This is a genomic window from Alkalibacillus haloalkaliphilus C5, from assembly GCF_000269905.1.
Lineage (GTDB): Bacteria > Bacillota > Bacilli > Bacillales > Alkalibacillaceae > Alkalibacillus > Alkalibacillus haloalkaliphilus_A.
In genome coordinates, this window is the sequence record NZ_AKIF01000043.1 from 1 (window position 1) to 19,257 (window position 19,257).

At 36.6% G+C, this 19,257-nt stretch carries 19 protein-coding genes; 15 read left to right on the forward strand and 4 right to left on the reverse strand.

What is annotated here, in order from left to right; genetic code table 11:
• Positions 1–570, forward strand: a 570-nt coding sequence (safA, locus tag A194_RS0106465) for a SafA/ExsA family spore coat assembly protein (RefSeq protein WP_017186043.1), incomplete at its 5' end; no start/stop codon positions are given.
• 171 nt (positions 571–741) lie between these two features.
• The gene (locus A194_RS0106470) at positions 742–1,947 is read left to right on the forward strand and encodes a NupC/NupG family nucleoside CNT transporter (RefSeq protein WP_017186044.1); all 1,206 of its coding nucleotides are present in this window, start codon (positions 742–744) and stop codon (positions 1,945–1,947) included.
• Positions 1,948–1,998: 51 nt separating this feature from the next.
• Here the strand turns inward: A194_RS0106470 and A194_RS0106475 are convergent, their stop codons facing one another.
• A complete protein-coding gene (locus A194_RS0106475; protein ID WP_017186045.1) occupies positions 1,999–3,348 on the reverse strand; it encodes an MATE family efflux transporter in 1,350 nt (449 codons plus the stop codon).
• Between the two features lie 97 nt (positions 3,349–3,445).
• On the opposite strand from A194_RS0106475, the gene A194_RS0106480 reads away from it, so the two are divergent.
• From A194_RS0106480 to A194_RS0106495, 4 genes are all read left to right on the forward strand, one after another.
• On the forward strand, positions 3,446–4,516 hold the full coding sequence (locus tag A194_RS0106480; protein WP_017186046.1) for an undecaprenyldiphospho-muramoylpentapeptide beta-N-acetylglucosaminyltransferase: 1,071 nt from the start codon (positions 3,446–3,448) through the stop codon (positions 4,514–4,516).
• Positions 4,517–4,760: 244 nt separating this feature from the next.
• Complete coding sequence (locus A194_RS0106485; RefSeq protein WP_017186047.1) at positions 4,761–5,753, forward strand: ABC transporter substrate-binding protein; 993 nt, start codon at positions 4,761–4,763, stop codon at positions 5,751–5,753.
• Between the two features lie 105 nt (positions 5,754–5,858).
• Positions 5,859–6,716: an ABC transporter permease gene (locus A194_RS0106490; RefSeq protein WP_017186048.1), complete on the forward strand. Its 858-nt coding sequence runs from the start codon at positions 5,859–5,861 to the stop codon at positions 6,714–6,716.
• A 1-nt stretch (position 6,717) separates the two neighbouring features.
• Positions 6,718–7,902: a quaternary amine ABC transporter ATP-binding protein gene (locus A194_RS0106495; protein WP_017186049.1), complete on the forward strand. Its 1,185-nt coding sequence runs from the start codon at positions 6,718–6,720 to the stop codon at positions 7,900–7,902.
• Between the two features lie 29 nt (positions 7,903–7,931).
• Here the strand turns inward: A194_RS0106495 and A194_RS0106500 are convergent, their stop codons facing one another.
• The 3 genes from A194_RS0106500 to A194_RS0106510 are packed head-to-tail and all read right to left on the reverse strand — an operon-like array spanning position 7,932 to position 11,687.
• On the reverse strand, positions 7,932–9,083 hold the full coding sequence (locus A194_RS0106500) for a Ger(x)C family spore germination protein (RefSeq protein ID WP_017186050.1): 1,152 nt from the start codon (positions 9,081–9,083) through the stop codon (positions 7,932–7,934).
• Positions 9,070–10,182, reverse strand: coding sequence for a GerAB/ArcD/ProY family transporter (locus A194_RS0106505; RefSeq protein WP_017186051.1), 1,113 nt, complete (start codon positions 10,180–10,182; stop codon positions 9,070–9,072). The genes A194_RS0106500 and A194_RS0106505 overlap by 14 nt, the downstream gene beginning before the upstream one ends.
• Positions 10,183–10,190: 8 nt before the next feature.
• Positions 10,191–11,687: a spore germination protein gene (locus tag A194_RS0106510; RefSeq protein ID WP_017186052.1), complete on the reverse strand. Its 1,497-nt coding sequence runs from the start codon at positions 11,685–11,687 to the stop codon at positions 10,191–10,193.
• Between the two features lie 106 nt (positions 11,688–11,793).
• Here A194_RS0106510 and A194_RS0106515 point away from each other — a divergent pair, with 106 nt between their 5' ends.
• From A194_RS0106515 to A194_RS0106555, 9 genes are all read left to right on the forward strand, one after another.
• Entirely contained in the window at positions 11,794–12,135 is a 342-nt protein-coding gene (locus A194_RS0106515) for a hypothetical protein (protein WP_017186053.1), read from the forward strand.
• Positions 12,136–12,167: 32 nt separating this feature from the next.
• Positions 12,168–12,809, forward strand: coding sequence for a TIGR00341 family protein (locus A194_RS17635; RefSeq protein WP_017186054.1), 642 nt, complete (start codon positions 12,168–12,170; stop codon positions 12,807–12,809).
• A gap of 133 nt (positions 12,810–12,942) precedes the next feature.
• The gene (locus A194_RS0106525; RefSeq protein ID WP_017186055.1) at positions 12,943–13,758 is read left to right on the forward strand and encodes a S1C family serine protease; all 816 of its coding nucleotides are present in this window, start codon (positions 12,943–12,945) and stop codon (positions 13,756–13,758) included.
• 59 nt (positions 13,759–13,817) lie between these two features.
• Entirely contained in the window at positions 13,818–14,561 is a 744-nt protein-coding gene (gene sigI / locus A194_RS0106530) for an RNA polymerase sigma-I factor (protein ID WP_017186056.1), read from the forward strand.
• A complete protein-coding gene (locus A194_RS0106535; RefSeq protein WP_017186057.1) occupies positions 14,558–15,160 on the forward strand; it encodes an anti-sigma factor domain-containing protein in 603 nt (200 codons plus the stop codon). Before sigI ends, A194_RS0106535 begins: the two co-directional genes overlap by 4 nt.
• A 29-nt stretch (positions 15,161–15,189) precedes the next feature.
• On the forward strand, positions 15,190–15,822 hold the full coding sequence (locus tag A194_RS0106540; protein ID WP_017186058.1) for a midas domain-containing protein: 633 nt from the start codon (positions 15,190–15,192) through the stop codon (positions 15,820–15,822).
• Positions 15,823–15,957: 135 nt separating this feature from the next.
• Positions 15,958–17,436, forward strand: a complete 1,479-nt coding sequence (locus A194_RS0106545; RefSeq protein ID WP_017186059.1) for a hypothetical protein — start codon at positions 15,958–15,960, stop codon at positions 17,434–17,436.
• A gap of 20 nt (positions 17,437–17,456) precedes the next feature.
• The gene (locus A194_RS0106550) at positions 17,457–18,632 is read left to right on the forward strand and encodes an ABC transporter permease (RefSeq protein WP_017186060.1); all 1,176 of its coding nucleotides are present in this window, start codon (positions 17,457–17,459) and stop codon (positions 18,630–18,632) included.
• Positions 18,629–19,257, forward strand: a 629-nt coding sequence (locus tag A194_RS0106555; RefSeq protein ID WP_017186061.1) for an ABC transporter permease, incomplete at its 3' end; no start/stop codon positions are given. The genes A194_RS0106550 and A194_RS0106555, both read left to right, overlap by 4 nt.

Sequence of the window (19,257 nt, forward strand, 5' to 3'; positions counted from 1 at the left end):
CCTTCTGAACAAAGCCACGCTGATTCGGTAGATATATATACAGTACAACCAGGTGATACGCTATGGAAAATATCACGTAATTATCAAATTGGGTTAAATGAGGTTATAAATGCGAATCCACAATTCGATAACCCAGACCTAATTTATCCCGGGGATGATGTAACAATTCCACTTAAAACTGAAGTGAAGTCTATAGAAGATGAAGTGGTTCGTATTACTAATGAAATGAGACAACAACACGGACTGCAACCGTTAGAAAGTGATTGGCAACTATCTCGTGTTGCAAGGTATAAATCAAGAGATATGCGGGATCAAAACTATTTCTCTCATCAATCACCAACATACGGTTCACCTTTTGATATGATTGAGCAGTTTAACGTTTCATATCAAAGAGCAGCTGAAAATATAGCCGCTGGTCAACAAAACCCTCGATCAGTTGTAAATTCCTGGATGGATAGTCAAGGTCATCGAGAAAACATATTAGACCCTAACATGACACATATCGGGGTTGGGTATGCAGAAGAAGGTCAGTACCGTAATTATTGGACACAAATGTTTATTGCACGGTAGCTGTTAAAACCTATTTTACCTACCATACCAGTAAATTACTATAGTTGTCGAAATGTCATATTTTTTCACGAATTTTTTTCAAAAGATGATTGCGTTTTCATAACGCAATTGGTAAAATGCAATAGCGACATTGAAATAATATTAACTTTTATGGGGTAGGGGGACTAGAAAATGGATATCATTTTAGGTCTGTTAGCGATTGCATCTGTTATTGGACTAGCAATGCTAATGTCTAACAACCGTAGCAATATTCCTTTCAAAGGTATCGGAATCATGCTTTTGCTACAAGGTCTAATTACATGGTTCATGTTCAACACTGAAATCGGTCGCATAATTATTGAAGCGATTGCAGTAGTGTTTGATAAATTAATTGAGTTTGGACGTAATGGTGTAGAATTCATCATTGGCGGAATTACAATAGTAGATCCAGAAGAAGGCGTCTTCTTCTTTGATGTACTATTAATCATTATTTTCTTTGCGACAATTCTTTCTGTACTAACTTACTTGAAAGTGCTTCCATTTATCATTAAATATGTTGGTGGTGCACTATCTAAAGTGACAGGTTTACCGAAGATTGAATCGTTCAACGCTGTAAACAGTATGTTCTTTGGACAGTCTGAAGCGTTAATCGCAATTAAATCACAGTTCCATAGAATTACGGAAAATCGTTTATATATCGTATCAGCTTCAGCAATGGGTTCTGTTTCAGCATCCATTATCGGTGCTTATATGACGATGATCCCACCAGAGTATGTATTAGTGGCTATTCCGCTAAACATGTTCAGTGCAATAATTGTAGCATCAATTATTGCACCACCTGATGTGGAAGGCGAAGATGATGAAGTAGATGTGAAGAACGTATCTGAATCTAAGAGTATTTTTGAAGCAATGGCAAATGGTGCGATGGACGGTGGTAAGATCGCGCTAATCGTAGCAACAATGTTAATTGCTTTCTTAGCAGCTCTAGAATTAGTTAACTTCGTTGTCGGTGCTGTTATTCCTGTTGAAGGTGCTTCATTAGAAGCAGGTTTAGGGTACCTATTACTACCACTAACGTTCTTAATGGGTATTAGCCCAGGAGAAATGCTTGATGCAGGTAGCTTAATGGGGCTAAAGATTGTGACGAACGAATTCGTAGCCATGGGAATTTTCTCGGATATGATGGATGCAGGTGAATTCTCTGATAAAACAATTGGTATTGTATCAGTATTCTTAACAAGCTTTGCGAACTTCGGTTCAATTGGTATTGTAGCGGGTACAGTAGCTGGTATTGATGCAGAGAAAGGTAAGACAGTATCTCGCTTCGGTATGAAGCTTCTAATTGGTGCGACATTAGCATCAATTCTATCTGCAACGATCGCAGGTTTATTCCTATAAGTTAAAAAAAAACAAAAACCACAATCAGATTTTAAGTCTGATTGTGGTTTTTTATGAGCTAACTTCAAATCGTAGTTTTTGAATTAACCGTATAATTAAAATAATAGCTCCAGTTGCAAGGCCGATAATTAGTCCCATCCAATAACCAAACGGACCTAAACTCGTAAATTGGGCGATCAGTATGCCGGATGGTAAACCAATAACCCAAAATGAAATAAATGCAATGATTAAGGTCACATTAACATCTTTATAACCTCTAAGCGCTCCTTGGATCGGTGTACCGAACCCATCAGATAATTGAAAGAAAATCGCATAAATTAAAAAGTGTTGCATGAGCTGAATAACGTCAGGATCATTACTATATAGTTGTGACACTTCTTCACGAAATACAAAGATTAATACGCCACTTAATATTGCAAAAAATAAACCTGAACTAATGCCAATTAAACTGTAAACCTTTGCATCTTGAAGGCGTTTTCCACCAACTTCAAACCCTACTGATATCGTTAATGCCATCGCAATAGCAAGTGGAAGCATATAAAAGATCGATGCGAAATTCATCGCTGCTTGGTGAGCGGCAATTGTAACAGTGTCATAGACACTAATCAGTAACGTAACAGCAGCAAAAATACTCGTTTCAAAAAAGATTGTAAAACCAATTGGAATTCCAATTTTAAGCTGCTCTTTCCAAGCTGAAAGCGAAGGCCCGACAAATTGCTTAAACACTTGATAACGTCTAAATGGTTGTACTTTGTGCACAATGATAATTGATAAGAAAAATGAAACCATATACGTAATGGCTGAGGCAACACCAGCACCGATTCCACCAAGCTCAGGCGCACCAAAGTTTCCGAAAATAAACATATAATTAAAAAATGCATTTAAAGGCAGGGCAAATAGTATAATGAGCATGGAGGTTTTCGTTTGACCTAAAGCGTCGATGAATGAACGCATTAAATTAAATGAGAATAAAAAGACCATACCAACCCCAAGAGCTGTTAAATAATATTTTGCGACATGATACACATCGGGATCGATTGATAACAATGACAAAATTGGACCAAGGAATAAAAAGCCTAGGAGTAGCATCATAAGTGAAATTGTTATGGCTAAGTATAATCCTTGTTTAACTGCGAAAGGGATACGATCTCGCTCATTTGCTCCAGATAATTGTGCGACAATCGGTGAAATGGCTAATAATATACCGTTAATCCCTGTTAAAACCGGAATCCAAATTGAAGATCCGATTGCAACTCCGGCTAAATCTTCAGCTGAAACTTGCCCTGCCATAACCGTATCGAATACATTCATTAAATAGATTCCAACTTGAGTAATTAATATCGGAATTAATACTTTAATAAAAAGTGTTAATTTCTCAACAAAAGAGTGAGTTTGATACATTTTTAACGCCTTCCCTATACTCTAACGTGTAATTGTTTGCTAATATGTCATTATAGCGTAAATTGTGTGAACTAGACAGAAAGGAAGTTTATAAAATATGAGTCAAAAAAAATTAGTATTTACAGGTGGCGGAACAGCAGGTCATGTTGTCGTTAATTTAGCATTAATGCCACAGTTCGTTAATGAAGGGTATGAAATACATTATATAGGGTCCTATGAAGGAATCGAGCGAGAGCTAGTAGAAGGAATGGAGGGCGTTAATTACCACGGCATAGCAACAGGTAAACTAAGGCGTTACATGTCACTAGAAAATATGAAAGATCCATTCCGAGTCCTTAAAGGTGTCATGCAAGCTCGTAAAATAATTAAACAGGTTAAACCGAAGCTTGTCTTCTCTAAAGGTGGCTTTGTATCAGTACCAGTTGTCATGGCTTCTCGAATGGCAGGTGTACCTTCAATAATTCATGAATCAGACTATACACCTGGATTAGCGAATAAGATTGCAACTAATTTCGCGAAATATATTTTAACGACATTTCCTGAAACGAATGAACACTTACCACAAAAGAAAGCAATTAATATTGGCGCCATTGTGCGTGATGAGTTGTTTGAAGGTGACATTAAGCGAGCTGAAGAGTTTACTGGATTCACACAAGAAAAGCCCACATTACTTGTAATGGGGGGAAGTGCTGGAGCTCAAAGCATCAACGAAGCAGTTAGAAACGCGTTACCTCAATTGCTAAGTCAATATCAAGTAATCCACTTGTGTGGTAAAGGTAAGTTAGATGATTCAATTAATCAAGGAGGATATGTTCAGTACGAATATGTAACGGATGAATTAAAAGATTTATTAGCTTTATCTAACTTTGTTATATCACGAGCTGGTGCTAATGCTATATTTGAATTTTTAGCTTTAAAGAAACCAATGGTGTTAATTCCGTTATCTAGCCAAGTAAGTAGAGGAGATCAAATATTAAACGCTAAGTCATTTGAAAAACGTGGCTATGCTCAAGTGCTAGAAGATGAGGAAGTGACAATGGATTCATTGGTTCATGCTATACAAGAACTTAAAGAAAATGAAACGACATATAAACAAAATATGGAAGCTTACCAACCGTTAAAAACTAAAGATGATGTCGTCGATTTAATTAAAAATACAATGATTTAACAAGAAGGTGTTGCCTAATTATTGGCAACACCTTTGTTATTAGGCAGATATTAGAGTTATTTAGTATGATCTTGCTATTTTCATATGTTAACTATAAATAATAGAAATATTTGTACAAATATAGCTGAATATCAAGCTAAATCGAAATTGATAGAATATTACCAACAAAATATAATGAAATGTGGTTTCGACAAAATGTACAAAACTTCGTCCGATCAAGGACTTTAAAAAGGGAGAGTTATTGATGAAAAAGTGGTTTAGTTTAGTCATCATGACAAGCTTACTTGTACTTGCTGCTTGTGGTGATGATAATGGGGAGTTAGATGAAATTATTTTAGCGGATGCTGATTGGAACAGTATCAAAGTTCATAATGCGATTATGCAAAACATTATGGAATACGGTTACGGATTTGAGACGGATACAATGAGTGGTTCAACAGCTAACACTGTTCAAGGTTTAAGAGATGGTGATATTAACGTTTACTCTGAAGTTTGGACAGACAATATTCGCGAAGTGTATGAAGAAGCAATTGACACAGGTGAAATTATCGAAGTATCTGTAAACTTTGATGATAATGAACAAGGTCTTTACGTTCCAACATATGTTATTGAAGGTGATGAAGAGCGTGGTATTGAGCCACTTGCGCCTGGTTTAGAAACAGTTCAAGACCTAGCAGATTATCCAGAAGTATTTGAAGACCCAGAAGACGCTGAAAAGGGACAAATCGTTAACGGTCCTTCAGGTTGGGCAGTAAATGAAACGATTGTTGAGAAGATCGAGTATTATGGTTTAGATGAGATGTATAACATTATGTCACCAGGTTCTGATGCAGCATTAGTATCTTCGCTAGCTTCAGCTTATGAATCAGGTGAGCCTTGGGTTGGTTATTACTGGTCTCCTACTTGGGTGACAGCTTCATATGACTTAACTTTACTTGAGGACGAGCCATATGATGAAGAAGTATGGCAGGAAACACGTGGTACAGAGTTTCCACCAAATGATGTAACAGTAGCTGTTCATGAAGACTTTCCTGAACAAGCGCCAGAAGTTAATGAGTTTTTAGAGAACTATGAAACTTCTACTGCACTAACAGAAGAAGCTTTAGTTTACATTTTAGAGGAAGACGCTTCTCCTGAAGAAGCAGCAGTTTACTGGATGGAACTACACGAAGATCTTTGGACAGATTGGGTTCCTGAAGATGTGGCTGAAAGCGTGAAAGAAGAGTTAGGTATTTAAATTCTCTATAAAAGGTAGTTAGCCACGGTTGAAGTGGTGGTTAGCTGCCTTTTTTCCATTTATGCCGTATTGAAGTGATCAATAATATTTATTTGAGGTGAAATGATGCAAGATTTTCCTGATATATCAATTCCGTTAGGTGATGGAGCCGACTTTATTGTTAATTTTTTGGATGACAATTTAGGGCCATTTTTTGACTTTATATTTTGGTTAACATCAAGTACGATATCTACATTTGATGACTTCTTGAACTTTTTACCATGGTGGTTAATTTTAATAGTAATATTTGTAATTGGCCTATACTTTCAAAATTGGAAGTCTGGTTTACTATTTAGTACGTTTATCTTTTTAGTAGGTAGTTTCGGTTTTTGGGAAGAGTTAATGATAACAGTGGCCATCGTTATAACCGCCGTTGTAATCTGTATATTTATCGGTATACCAATAGGAATTATAATGGCGTTGTATAAACCTTTCTCCGTATTTATGCGCCCTATTTTAGATGCGATGCAGACGATGCCGAGTTTCATTTATTTAATTCCGGTAATTTTCTTCTTTGCATTAGGTAATGTGCCAGCTGTATTTGCAACAATTATTTATGCAGTGCCACCAGTTATTCGCTTAACTGAGTTAGCGATCCGTAATGTAGATCAAGAAGTCGTTGAGTCAGCAGAATCATTCGGTTCGTCAAGGAAGCAGATTTTGTTTAAAGTTCAATTACCACAAGCTATTCCGACGATCATGGCAGGAATTAATCAAACAACTATGATGGCGTTAGCGATGGTTGTTATTGCATCAATGGTTGGTGCTGGCGGTTTAGGTGAACAAGTCTTAATCGCGATTAACCGTCTTGATATTGCACTAGGTTTTGAAGCAGGTATTAGTATCGTCTTCTTAGCAATTATTATTGACCGTGTGACATCAGGAATCGGTGATAAGTTCCAACGAAATAAGGGGGATCATTAAAATGAGTGTGAAGATGAAATTAAATAATGTATCCAAAATATTTGGTCCAAAGCCAAAGTCCGCGATCCCTTTAGTTGAACAAGGAAAATCTAAAGATGATATCTTAGCTGAAACTGGTAATACAGTCGGGGTTTACAATGCTAATTTGGAGATTAAGGAAGGCGAACTGTTCGTCATTATGGGGCTTTCTGGTAGTGGTAAGTCGACGTTAATTCGTTGTTTAAACCTTTTAAATAAACCGACGACGGGTTCAATTGAAGTTGATGGAGAAGATGTTGTTAAGTTTAAAGGTGAAAAGCTTAAACATTATCGTCAGAAAAAAATTGCGATGGTGTTCCAACATTTTGGGTTGTTTAGTCATAGAACGGTATTAGGTAATGTCGAATATGGTCTTGAAATACGTGGGGTACCAATTGAAGAACGTCGTAAAGTGGCTAGAGAAAATTTAGAAAGTGTAGGCTTAAAGGGTTGGGAAGATAAATATCCTGATGAATTGTCAGGTGGTATGCAGCAACGTGTAGGTTTAGCGAGAGCGTTAGCGAATGATCCTGACATTCTATTGATGGACGAACCGTTTAGTGCACTAGATCCACTTATTCGTCGTGAAATGCAATTAGAATTATTAGATTTACAAGAGCGATTACAAAAGACGATTATTTTCATTACACACGATATTAACGAAGCATTTAAAATTGGTGATCGAGTAGCTGTAATGAAAGACGGTAAAGTCGTTCAAACAGGAACGCCAGAAGCCATATTAGAAGAGCCAGCGAATGACTATATTTCTGAGTTTATTAAAGATATTGATCGTTCAAAAATTATTCAAGCTGAGAATGTTATGATGAGGCCTAATGCGGTCGTCTCTTTAAAAGATGGTTTAAACGTAGCTGTAAGAGAAATGGAAGCAAATGGCTTATCAAGTGTTTTTGTTACAGACCGTAGCCGAAAATTACAAGGTATTGTAACAATTGATGACGCGATTCAAGGTATTAAAGAAAAGAGTTCACTTGAAGACGTTATGGTTAGGCAGGTTGAATCGGTTACTAAAGAAGCTTATCTAGAAGAAATCATTCCAAAAGCAGTTGAAACGAAGTACCCAATTGCCGTAGTCAATGATGAACAACGTTTAGAAGGTATTATTTTACGTGTACACGTATTGTCTAGTTTGATTTCTGAAGATGGTTAAAAAAGGTTAAGGCTTTGCCTTAACCTTTTTTATTGAACAATCCCAAATCGTTTAATTTCGACATCAATGTTATAGTTAACATTAATATTTGGAAATAAATCATGCCAGTCATCTGTTGTTAACGATTGACCACGTGTTGCGTTATTATACTGAACACCGAAGCCAAAAATATCTGAACCTAATTCTTGTGATCTCCCCACTACTTCAATTAAGTTCTCTTCAATTTGTCTTTCAATTTCACTTTCCATTTTCTTTAATGGACCGGGTTCGTCCAAGTTAATACGTTGTGACAATTCAATCACTCGACCATTAAGCTTTATGTCAACTTCAAAATTTAAAGCCTCAGTATCTGTGACATTTATTGAAGCTCTACTTCCTAATTGATCTATTACGACGTGCAAGTCATCTTCACTTCGTGGGTCATTAACATACTGTGTAATATACTCGTCAAAGTCATCTAAATTCATCGTCAATTCGACTCTACCTTCCTTAAATCGATCACGAAGTAACCTTGCATAAAATATTTCATCCATCGATAAAGTACCGACAAGAACGTCATTTTGCATCATTCCAATGGCATTAACTTCTACTTTATTATCTTCAACTGTTAAGATGGGTACGACAGGGTCTAAGCCGACGCGAAAGTATGACCGCATAAACTCATGAAACGTACTACTAACAATGACTTCACTTTTAACAGCTGTTTCAATTAATCGGTGTAAATAAATGCCTATATTCGGAGCTTCTTCATAGTTTGAAGCAGACATAAGGTCACGAGTAGGTTGATCTGCGACAGCTACATATAACATGTCTGATACAGCAGCATTACGCTCGATTGTATCTAAGTATGGGAAAATCCCTTCTTCTGAAATAGTAGGTCCGAATATAAGGGTTTGTAGCTGGCCATTTACAATTTGATAACCTGATTGTTTGTTTGCATTAGCTCGAATTGTATCAAATGTGGCACCAGAACTATGAATGATTTGTGATGCATCGGTAATATCAGGGTTAAATTGGTATAATACGACGGTGCCGTCAATTTCTTGTGTGTCTGGGTTTTGGTCAAAACCGTATGCAGTTACAATACCTAACTCTTCAATAATGTTAGGCTCTATACACGACGACGAAGTTATAAGTATGAAAAAGCTAAGTATTATACCTAAGCAATTAGTTTTTCGCATTAGCTTTTTTCTTCCCTTTCACCCGTTTATAAATTGCAAACGGTAATAATAAGAATGGAAATAGAAACCCTAAATACATTCCAGCCTGACCTACATAGTCAGTAAACATATTAACGTAATGACGATTATCAAAATGGTACTGACAAATAAACGCAATTAAGACAAATAGATATAAGAAGTATTTCTGTTTCCAGCCGAAAACCCGCTTTGAGCTTATACTTAACATCCAAGCAAGCAAGATCAAGTTAGGTAATATAATAATCATCCACAATGCAACAGCTAAAATATCAAATCGTTCAAACATCGGAAATGAGATAATCTTCATCATTGAAAGTAGTGGCCATATTTTAGACTCTAATTGTCCTTGGGCGTAAAAGCCGATTGAGACCATGGTGATGACTGTAATCATAGCAATCGTAAAAGCCATAGCTAACTGGCTATATCTGTGTACTTTTGACTTATCGTGAATATAAGGGTACAAAAACCATAGTAATTCAAAGCCTAATATAGTGAAGGATGTAATCTTTGCTCCTTCTAAGATAGCACGCATATCTGCTTCGAACATCGGAAAGTAACCATCATAATCTAATAAAGCAATTGGTTCAGTAAGTAGCCCAAGCATCCAAATCGACCCAAAGAAGAATACAATCGATGCTCCAACTGCAACCCGAATTCCCCCTAAAACAGCATATAGAACAAGTGTTAATAAAGCAGCTGATATAAACCAAGATGACATTTGTGGGAAGATGAACACTTGAACAAACTCAATGTAATTTAATATGACACTCAAAAACATAATGAAGAAATAGACAATAAAAACTAATGTAATTAACTTTCCAATAAAGCTACCAAACCAACTTGTTAAAATCCCATGTAAATCCGTATCTTTATGTGTGTTTAATATAAAAACGATACATGCAATGGTTAAGTGCAAAACAATAGCTGCAACAATAATTGACATCCAACTGTCACGTCCTGCCTCCATAAACACGAGCTGAGGATATCCTGCAATCCCAACACCGATTTGCATCGTGTGTAGGACGATAAATAAATAAACAGCTTTTATTTTTTGATCTAGTGGAATATCCAGTTGTGACATAGTAGCACCTATTCGTCAATATCGGATTTTTTTGGCTTCTTAGGCTTAGGGAAGCGTTGGATCTTTTTCGGCTTGTTTGAGTAAGCGCGCTTATTGCTGTGTAGAAAAGGTATTCGAAATACTGAATTATCAAGATCTCTAGGTTGAAATGGGTACACAGGTACAAAATATGGTCGATTTAAAGAACGTTGTTTCACTAAGTGAATGGCAATAAATGCAAAGCTAAACACTAAGCCGACAAACCCCCAAAGTCCAGCGAAGATCATAAGCGGGAAGCGGATGATACGAATAGCTGATCCCATTAAATAACTAGGTGTCGTAAAGGATGCTAAAGCACTTAAGGCGACAATGATAATTAGAATGTTACTTGTAAAACCGGCTTGTACGACAGCTTGCCCAATAACGATTCCACCTACGATACCCATTGTCTGACCGACCTTTGTCGGTAATCGTGCCCCGGCCTCACGGATTAGCTCAATTAAAAATTCTAATATGAGTGCTTCCAATAGAGGTGGAAACGGTACGCGTGTTCTTGAATGTCCTAGAGATACGAGTAGTGCATCAGGTATAATTTCATAATGATAAGTGAGAGCTGCGACGTATGTAGGTGTTAAGGTAATCGAAATGAACATGGCGATTATACGTAATAGTCGTGTGAAAGCACCCATATTCCAACGTGTATAGTTATCTTCTGTTGTCTGGAAAAAACTAAAAAAGGAAGCTGGAGTTACAACCCCTGATGCACTCTTGTCTACTAAAACACCTAACCTTCCTTCTTTAAGTGAATAACAGAAACGATCGGGCAATTCGGTTGTGATAAATTGTGGAAATATAGAGTAAGAATTGTCTTCTATAAATTGAGTTAATGTTGAGGCATTGAGTACATCATCAACATTAAGGACGCTAAGTCGATCTCTTAACTCTTTAACATTATCTTCATTAGCTAAATCCTCTAAGTAAACCATCCTAACTTCTGTTGGGACGGTATTTCCAATGACAAATTTCTCAACTTTTAGTGAACTTGTATCCATTCGTTTGTGAACCAAGTTTAAGTTCGTATCCATCGACTCTGTAAAAGAAACTTTCGGACCGAATATGAGTGATTCAGTTTCTGCTCGATCAGGTTCACGTTTTTCTACACGAGGTATGAGGAAGGTTAAACAATATTTTTCTCCTTCAATGTATACACAAGCAGCACCTTCTAATAACTCATCACCTATTGGGTTTAGTTCTGTATGTTGTTTTGAACCTGTAATTGGAATCGTATCTTTGAAAGTCTCATGATCCCAACTTGGCGTATGTTGAATCTCACCAACTACTTGATCATATAGGTGGTCTTTATCTACTAAGTAATCAATGAAAACAACTATACATCTTTTCCCATCGTGATGGATGATCTTAGAAGCCAAATCTGGTGATGCTTGAAAGTATTGTTTTTTCAGATCTTGTTCTAGCTGTTCTAATTTGCACGGAAAATAGCTTGATTTTTTGAACCGACGTTTCATAGATTTCTAGATTTCTCCCTCACAAACGTTTAAACATAGTATGCGATTGTTTGGTGAAAATATGTAAATACTAAGGAAAACATTGTGAGGGGAATGAAACGACAGGATGAGTATGCAATTAATAGAAGTTTATATCCCGAAGCATAAGTATGAAGACGTAAAACCTGCTTTAGACAAGTTCTCTCAAGAAAGTGTCTGGAAGGAATATGAGATTAACGACCGTGTATTAATGCGAATGATTGTAGCTGAGGAAGAAGTAGAAGAGGTGCTTGACTATTTAGAAGCCGTTTCAAGTATGTCAGAAGGGTTCGAAACTATTCTTTTCCCAGTTCATACTTACTTTTCTCGTGAAACGATTAAAGAAAAGGAAACTGAAGAGAAGAGTAATAAGAAAAATGTGAGTAATGAAGAGAAAGGTAGGTTGCTGAGGCAAGTCGCCAAGAGTTAACGCATACGATTGATAAAAAAAGCCACCTTACAATGAATTACACTTTACTAATAATATTTTCTGCTATAGTTGCAGCTGGTGGTTTTATTAATGATAGTGAAGCGGTTGTGATTGGGGCAATGGCAATTGCTCCATTAATTGGTCCGGCAATTTCAGTCTCTTTTGCGGCGGTACTAGGTGACTTAAAAAAATTGTGGCAAGCATTTTCAACATTAATGATCGGTTTTGCTATAATTGTGGGTATTGCAAGTTCTTTCGGTTACTTTTTTGAAGAAGGAACTCAAACGACACAATATACTTCTAGAACAACTGTGTCGATTGCGGATATATTTATTGCATTAGCCTCTGGTGCAGCAGGAGCTCTTGCATTGCTTAACCGTGTATCTAGTGGCATGGTTGGTGTTATGGTCGCAGTCGCCTTACTTCCTCCAACAGTCACATTTGGGATATCAATTGGACAAATGTTGTGGGTAGATACGTATTGGTCTTTCTTACTGATCATGACTAATGTAACTTGTATTTTTTTAAGTGGCATTATAATCTTTTTTGTTAGTGGTATACGACCAGTTAAATGGAAAGAAGAAGTTACAATTAATGTCTCTCGAATTCTTTCTACTGGTATAGTAGCTTTATTGTTTATCACCTTAGTCGTGGTGCTAATTTTGAGTATGTAATCATTTGTAATCTAATTGTTATTAAAGGCTAGCTCATCCTTTGGTATAATGCATATGTTAAGGTATTGCGTCGATATCGTGTATACTATATGATGTAACAAACGACGTGGGACCTTAATTGAGGGGAATATAAATGACTGATGAATATAAGCGACCTGAAACAGAAGATGAAGTTGATTTATATGAAGACCTTGAAGAAGAAGAGATTAAAGAATTACTAAATGAAGAAAAAGAACGAATCAATCAAAAAAGAAAAGAAGAGAGAATGGAGCCGAAGCGTCCGTTTCCAAAATGGGTGTTTTGGCTAATTGCTATTTTTCTATTTTTTAATATAGCTGCGACATTACCAGCAATGTATCCTATTCCAGCGATCGATTTTTTAAGAACGTCAGCACAGCTCATGATGGATGAGGAAGTCCAATCCTATCGAGAATCGGTTGTAACAGTTGATACAGGAATCGGAAGAGGGACTGGTTTTGTCATTTCAGAAGACGGATATGTCATTACTAATGAGCATGTCATTAGTGAACGTGAACGGTTATGGATTTATTTTGATGGAGATGGACCTTACGGCGCAACGATTGAAGAAGCGGTACCGGAAATAGACTTAGCTTTATTAAAAGTTGACGGAGAAGGATTCCCAGAACTTGATTTGGCAGAAACTGCGAGTTATCAACCGAATGAGCCTTTCTATTTTATCGGTAGTCCGCTAGGGTTTAGTGGCATTGCAAATGAAGGAACAATTATTGGTGAATCTGCGGTAGGAAATATCGAAGGAGATGTGCTTATTTTAGACGCACCAATTTACAGTGGTAATAGTGGTAGCCCAGTTATTAATCAATCAGGAGAAGTTATAGCGATCATTTATGCTACAAGAACAGAAGATGAACATGGGCGCGTAGGCTTAGCAGTGCCGATTGATTTATTTTATGAACATTTAAATGAATAACGACGGTCAAATATTACAATTTGATTACGAAAAATATTAATAGTTGGGGGTGATGAGGGGTGTTACAACGTCTGAAAAACAGAAAGGACGTTCCCCTCGAAGAACAGGTCCGTGCTGTTCAGCATGGGGATGAAGATGCCCGTCATCATCTGTTGTCGAGCTATCAACCTTTCATAGCAACATCAGTATCGAAGGTTTGTAAACGTTATATAGACCCTGAACGTGACGATGAATTTAGTGTAGGTTTTATGGCTTTTAACGAAGCAATTGATTCTTACTCTGAAGAGAAGGGTAGTTCCTTTTTAACGTTCGCACGTCTCGTTATTACACGAAAGGTTATTGATTACATTAGAAAAGAATCAGTTGATGTAACAACAGTCTCGCTTGATCAATCAGATGATGAAGAAGAGCAAACGAATGCAGCTGATTGGAGGCTTTCTCAAGTTTCTAAAGATGCATTTGAAGAAGAGCAAGTAGCTTGGTATCGTCAAATGGAGATCGAAGAGTATAATCGTAAATTGGAAGAATATAAGTTATCTTTCTCAGAATTAGTCTCTGTCTCTCCTAAACACCAAGATGCTAAAGAATCGGCTAAAGAAGTTGCTCGATTCGTCTATGAGAATAAAGAGTTTAGGAAATATGTCTTAACTAAAAAACGATTACCGATTAAAAAGATTGAACCCCATGTTAATGTCAGCAAAAAGACAATCGAACGTAATCGTAAATATATTCTCGCTGTCTTTGTTTTACTTGTAGAAGACTTTACTTATTTAAAAGAGTATGTACAGGGGGTGAATGAATGAAGAAGGGAGTTGTCGTTGAAGCGAAGCGAAGACATTATATTATGCTGACGCCGGATGGGTCTTTTTATAAGGCTAAAATTGACCAAGGAGTCCAAATTGGTGAAGAGTTTAGTTTTACGCCGATAGAAGAGAAGTCAGTTGTGGCTTCAGCTTTAAACTTACTTCAGTCGCGAAGTCAGTGGAAAGCACTAGCAATGGTAGTATTATGTCTCGCTTTGATTTTCCCATTCTTTACTTGGTTCAACCAAAATGAAACTCATGCCTATGCTTATATTAATTTAGATATTAATCCGAGTATTGAGTTTACGGTTGATGATTCATACGACATTATTGATGCTGAACCTTTAAATGATGACGGTAGTAGTATGCTGAGTGAAATAGGTGATTATAAAGGGGAATCGCTAGAAACAGTTTCATCAAGTGTCATTTCGTTAAGTCGAGATTTAGGATACTTAGATAATGACCGACAAGTCTTACTAGGCGTTAGTTATGTAGATCAAGTTGATGAGAGGCAATTATTAAATTCATTATCCAATCAATTATTAGATGAATTTGATCAAGACATAAATATAGCGTCGTTTGAAGTTTCAAAAGATTAAGAGATGAAGCGATTAAGGAAAATACCTCAATGAATGTTATGTATGCAACTGAAGTTCTTTACGGAGATTCACGTGAAGAACAAGAAGACCAAGATGAAGCAGTAGTCTCTGAACAAGTTAGTACAGATGACGAAAATGGTGAGCAAGAAAATAAATCTGAACATAATGAACGGATTGAAGAAGTTTTGGCACGATTTTTAGATCGAACAAATCGTGATGAGTTACCACCAGGGTTAAAGAAAAAAATCGATGAAGATCGCTTAGAGAAACTATTAGAAGAAGCTGATCGCGAACAAGATGATGAGCAAGAAGATCGTTCAAATGAAGAAGATTCAAATAACGATGAGCGAGAAGAACAAGCAGATGAGAAAAAAGAAGAAAAAAGTAATAATGGAAATAATGGAAATAATGGAAAGCAACAAAGAAATGAAAACCAGGGAAATGGAAACGGAAACGGAAACGGTAATAATAATGGACAGTCACAAGATGAAGATGAGTCCAATAAAGATGACGAACACCCTGTATTTGGAGAAGATGGTCCTCCCGGTCAACGTGACGGGGATGACCACCCTGGCCAAGGGAAAGGCAATAATGGTTTCACACCACCAGGGCAAGATGATAACTTTGTCCCACCAGGTCAACAAAAAAAGAATGATGATTAATGAGTATATGAGTAATAAAAACCACTGGATTCACTAGAATTCAGTGGTTTTTAGTGTCATGACGAGAATTTGATGCTTAACTGTCGCTAACTTTAATAGTATAATATTAACAATATTAATCGTCAGGAGAATACTATGACACGTAACCAAAAGTTAAGGGAACGTTTTTTAAAAACACGTTTTCAAAAAGTGCTATTAGGGGTATGTATACTTATTATACTTGCTGTAATAGCGGTCTATTATTTTTATATAAATCATCCTGCTATGCAATACGCAGAAGTTGAACAAAATACCGTTGAACAGCTAACACAATACACTAATCAATATACGCAAGAAGAGCATAAGCTAATGAACTCATTATCAAATACACCTTCAGAAGCAGACTTTGTTATAAAAGGTAATGTGAACTCAAGTAGTGGAGGACGCCAACTAGATACGATCAGAAGTTTGTTATTATCATCAGAAATAAATGGGACACGCTTTTTGTCTCCAAATACAAGTGAAGTTGGTTATAATTTTCAGTTGGAAGCAATGGGAATTCACTTGATGGATGGTATACTTTATCAAAATGACAGTTACACACAGTTACAAGCTGATTGGCTCCCTCGTGTTTATGGAGTGAAAAACCGTCTTGAACTTCCTAATGCTGAGGACTATTTTATAGAAGTTCCTAAATGGTATGACGCACAAAGTAATTGGTTTGAACGTCATTCAATAACTCAAAGTTCTGATCGATATGGTCTCATGTTTGCTCAACTCATTAGTAATTTAAACTTTAATGTTGAAGACTTAACAGGGGATCAACGAAAACTTACAGTTGAATTGCCTGAACAAGAAGCAAATTCGTTTTTATCAGAAGTCGTTGAGAACGTTGAAGCAAATGATGAAGTTAACCAAGACTTATTAAATACAATTGAAAAGGTTCAAGTAAAAGATGATGTACTATACGAAGCAACGTTTAGCGATCAGTTCGTTGAAAATCGAGAGTTATTTGCTGTCATTCAGTATGAGGAAGACTTATATGACGTACATTTAAGCTTTAATACCTTCTTAGAGAATCACAGCTTCGAAACTGAACTTGTTCTAAAAGTTCAAAGTCAGGATCGTCAACAAGACTTTGAAGTTCGTCACACATCAAGCGGTGTTGAGGAAGGCAATCAGCTAAACATTGAGCAAAACGTTTTCGTACAATATGAAATTAACGGAGAGTATGATGCAGCAAGGTTAAATTGGCATACAATTCACGAAGACGGATTAAAACAAACAAATTTTGAATTATATTTAGCTGATGACACGACCCAAAATCCGTTACAAGGTAAGTTGACGAATGAGTATCAACATGGTGAACGCAACGGGCTGCATAACACATATCTTAATGTAATCATTGATGAAGAGTTGTTAGGGCAACGGGACATTCCATTTAACGAAATCGAATTATCAATAGAAAGAGATATAAACTTTGTAGACAATGTTGATGTACCAATTATAGAAGAAGAGGAAACACAATGGATTGAATGGGACACTCTATATGAACTCGAAAGGCTGTATCAACAAGCTAAGTCAATCGCGACTGACGAAGTTGATGAACTCATTAGAGAAATGTGGCCATTTTAGTATAGAAAGGGGAGGGGAACTTGATCTTTACTTACAGTTTGTTTGAGTTAAAACGAATATTAAAATCACCCGTTCTCCTCCTTTTTGTCATTAGTTTGCCGATTGCTATAGTTTTAATTGTTGGGATGGTGATTTATCAGTCTGTGCAATCAGAGCTAGAAGACGTTTCGTTAATCGTTATAGACGAAGATCAAACGTTTGAAACAAATACGTTAATACAACAATTAGAAAATGATGAAACTTTAGCTGAACATGTTGAATTTCTTCGCAAAGATGGAGTTGTAGATGATTATGTCGGTCAGCAAAATGTCGCAGCGATCATCCGTGTTCCTGAAGGCTTTACTTCACAGTTAAGAAGCGGTGTAAATGAACCTATAGATGTTTATTTAAATGAGCGCCAGCCATTTGCTTCACAACTTGGTTACTTACTGTTAAAGAGTGGACAAGATTATATTACAGCTGCCCAAAGTGGTGTTAATACGGTTAATCATTATTTAGGTTCACAGATGTCTGATGATGAACGTCGTGATCTAGTACAACAAATGACTGTACATTTCACACTATTAACATTAGGTAGAAACAGTTTATTTGTTGAGCATAATTTAGCTGAAATGAATACTTTAGCTAGGGAGCAACAAGCCTATGTGGGAGTAGTATCGCTTTTATATGTTTTAACGCTTCTCTTCTTTAACTTTCTGTTCAAACCTAAGGCTTGGCACGGGATTGAAGAAAGGTTTACTATAATTCGATTAACCGAATGGAAACGGTCCGTATCTGAATTCATTGTTCTATTTAGCATGAGTATTTTGTACATGATTATATTTGCTTTAATTATTCCAAACTTAGTAACGGAAATAAACATGTTTTTATTGCTTGTGCAGTGGGGGGCGATTGCAGCTATTTTTTGTCTTTTATACTTGCTGTTAGATCGTGTAATAAAAGTACCGGCCTTCACATTAATGATTTTTAGTTTCCTTAGTATAGGCTTATTATTTATTAGTGGTCTTATTTTGCCAAACGCCTTTTTACCAGAGTGGGCACAGAACAGTGTAGCTTATATTATGAACCAATCGTTTTATACCACAATTAATGTAGGCGAAATTCCGATCATTGAATGGCTTGTCATGGGAGCAGTAGTCTTTTTACTGTTTATACTGTTATGGCTTGGGACAAGAAGGGGTGAGGCTTTAACATGATCTTATGGAAATCCATATTAACGAAAAAAACAACACTGTTACTCCTCATTCTAATGCCAATTATATTGTTCATTAGCATTTCACTGTTTCAGAAAACGGCCGATGATTTTCGTGTATCGGTACAAGTTGTTGATCCTTATGAACAGGATGAGTTCAATGAGTTGATGGAAAGAATAGATGAACCAGAGCCTTTTTCAGTTCAAGTAAATAAAGAGTTAGATTTACAAAGTTTGGCAAGGGGCGATGTAGAGGCGGTCTTTGTTGTTGAAGATAATTTTGGACAAAAAGTTCGAAACGGCAACATAGATGATTTGTTCACTTGGTATCGATATGATCATAGTATCGTTGACGGTCTGTTTAAGGAATATATCGCATCGACGTTAATGGAAACTGTTGTACGCCATGAAGCGGCACGTCTTGTAACTGATGAGCTTGATCATATTAATAGGCAAGAAGTGTTTGAATTTGGACTTCGTTATTTTGAGCCTGACCCTTTATTCCAAATGAACTTTCAATCTTATGGGCAAGGCAATCAAGTTGATGAGCGTCATGAAGTGCAGCATGATCAAATGGTTTTATTTATTTGGGCATACATATGGTTACTTATTATATATTTCACGTCGTT

What these genes read in the sequence shown, in the direction of transcription:
- A194_RS0106480 (WP_017186046.1), top strand. Translation starts at nt 3,446, where the DNA reads ATGAGTCAAAAAAAATTAGTATTTACAGGTGGCGGAACAGCAGGTCAT.
- A194_RS17635 (WP_017186054.1), top strand. Translation starts at nt 12,168, where the DNA reads ATGAATTACACTTTACTAATAATATTTTCTGCTATAGTTGCAGCTGGT.
- A194_RS0106495 (WP_017186049.1), top strand. Translation starts at nt 6,718, where the DNA reads ATGAGTGTGAAGATGAAATTAAATAATGTATCCAAAATATTTGGTCCA.
- A194_RS0106490 (WP_017186048.1), top strand. Translation starts at nt 5,859, where the DNA reads ATGCAAGATTTTCCTGATATATCAATTCCGTTAGGTGATGGAGCCGAC.
- A194_RS0106470 (WP_017186044.1), top strand. Translation starts at nt 742, where the DNA reads ATGGATATCATTTTAGGTCTGTTAGCGATTGCATCTGTTATTGGACTA.
- A194_RS0106525 (WP_017186055.1), top strand. Translation starts at nt 12,943, where the DNA reads ATGACTGATGAATATAAGCGACCTGAAACAGAAGATGAAGTTGATTTA.
- A194_RS0106505 (WP_017186051.1), bottom strand. Translation starts at nt 10,182, where the DNA reads ATGTCACAACTGGATATTCCACTAGATCAAAAAATAAAAGCTGTTTAT.
- A194_RS0106545 (WP_017186059.1), top strand. Translation starts at nt 15,958, where the DNA reads ATGACACGTAACCAAAAGTTAAGGGAACGTTTTTTAAAAACACGTTTT.
- A194_RS0106540 (WP_017186058.1), top strand. Translation starts at nt 15,190, where the DNA reads ATGAATGTTATGTATGCAACTGAAGTTCTTTACGGAGATTCACGTGAA.
- A194_RS0106475 (WP_017186045.1), bottom strand. Translation starts at nt 3,348, where the DNA reads ATGTATCAAACTCACTCTTTTGTTGAGAAATTAACACTTTTTATTAAA.
- A194_RS0106485 (WP_017186047.1), top strand. Translation starts at nt 4,761, where the DNA reads ATGAAAAAGTGGTTTAGTTTAGTCATCATGACAAGCTTACTTGTACTT.
- A194_RS0106500 (WP_017186050.1), bottom strand. Translation starts at nt 9,083, where the DNA reads ATGCGAAAAACTAATTGCTTAGGTATAATACTTAGCTTTTTCATACTT.
- A194_RS0106535 (WP_017186057.1), top strand. Translation starts at nt 14,558, where the DNA reads ATGAAGAAGGGAGTTGTCGTTGAAGCGAAGCGAAGACATTATATTATG.
- A194_RS0106510 (WP_017186052.1), bottom strand. Translation starts at nt 11,687, where the DNA reads ATGAAACGTCGGTTCAAAAAATCAAGCTATTTTCCGTGCAAATTAGAA.
- A194_RS0106515 (WP_017186053.1), top strand. Translation starts at nt 11,794, where the DNA reads ATGAGTATGCAATTAATAGAAGTTTATATCCCGAAGCATAAGTATGAA.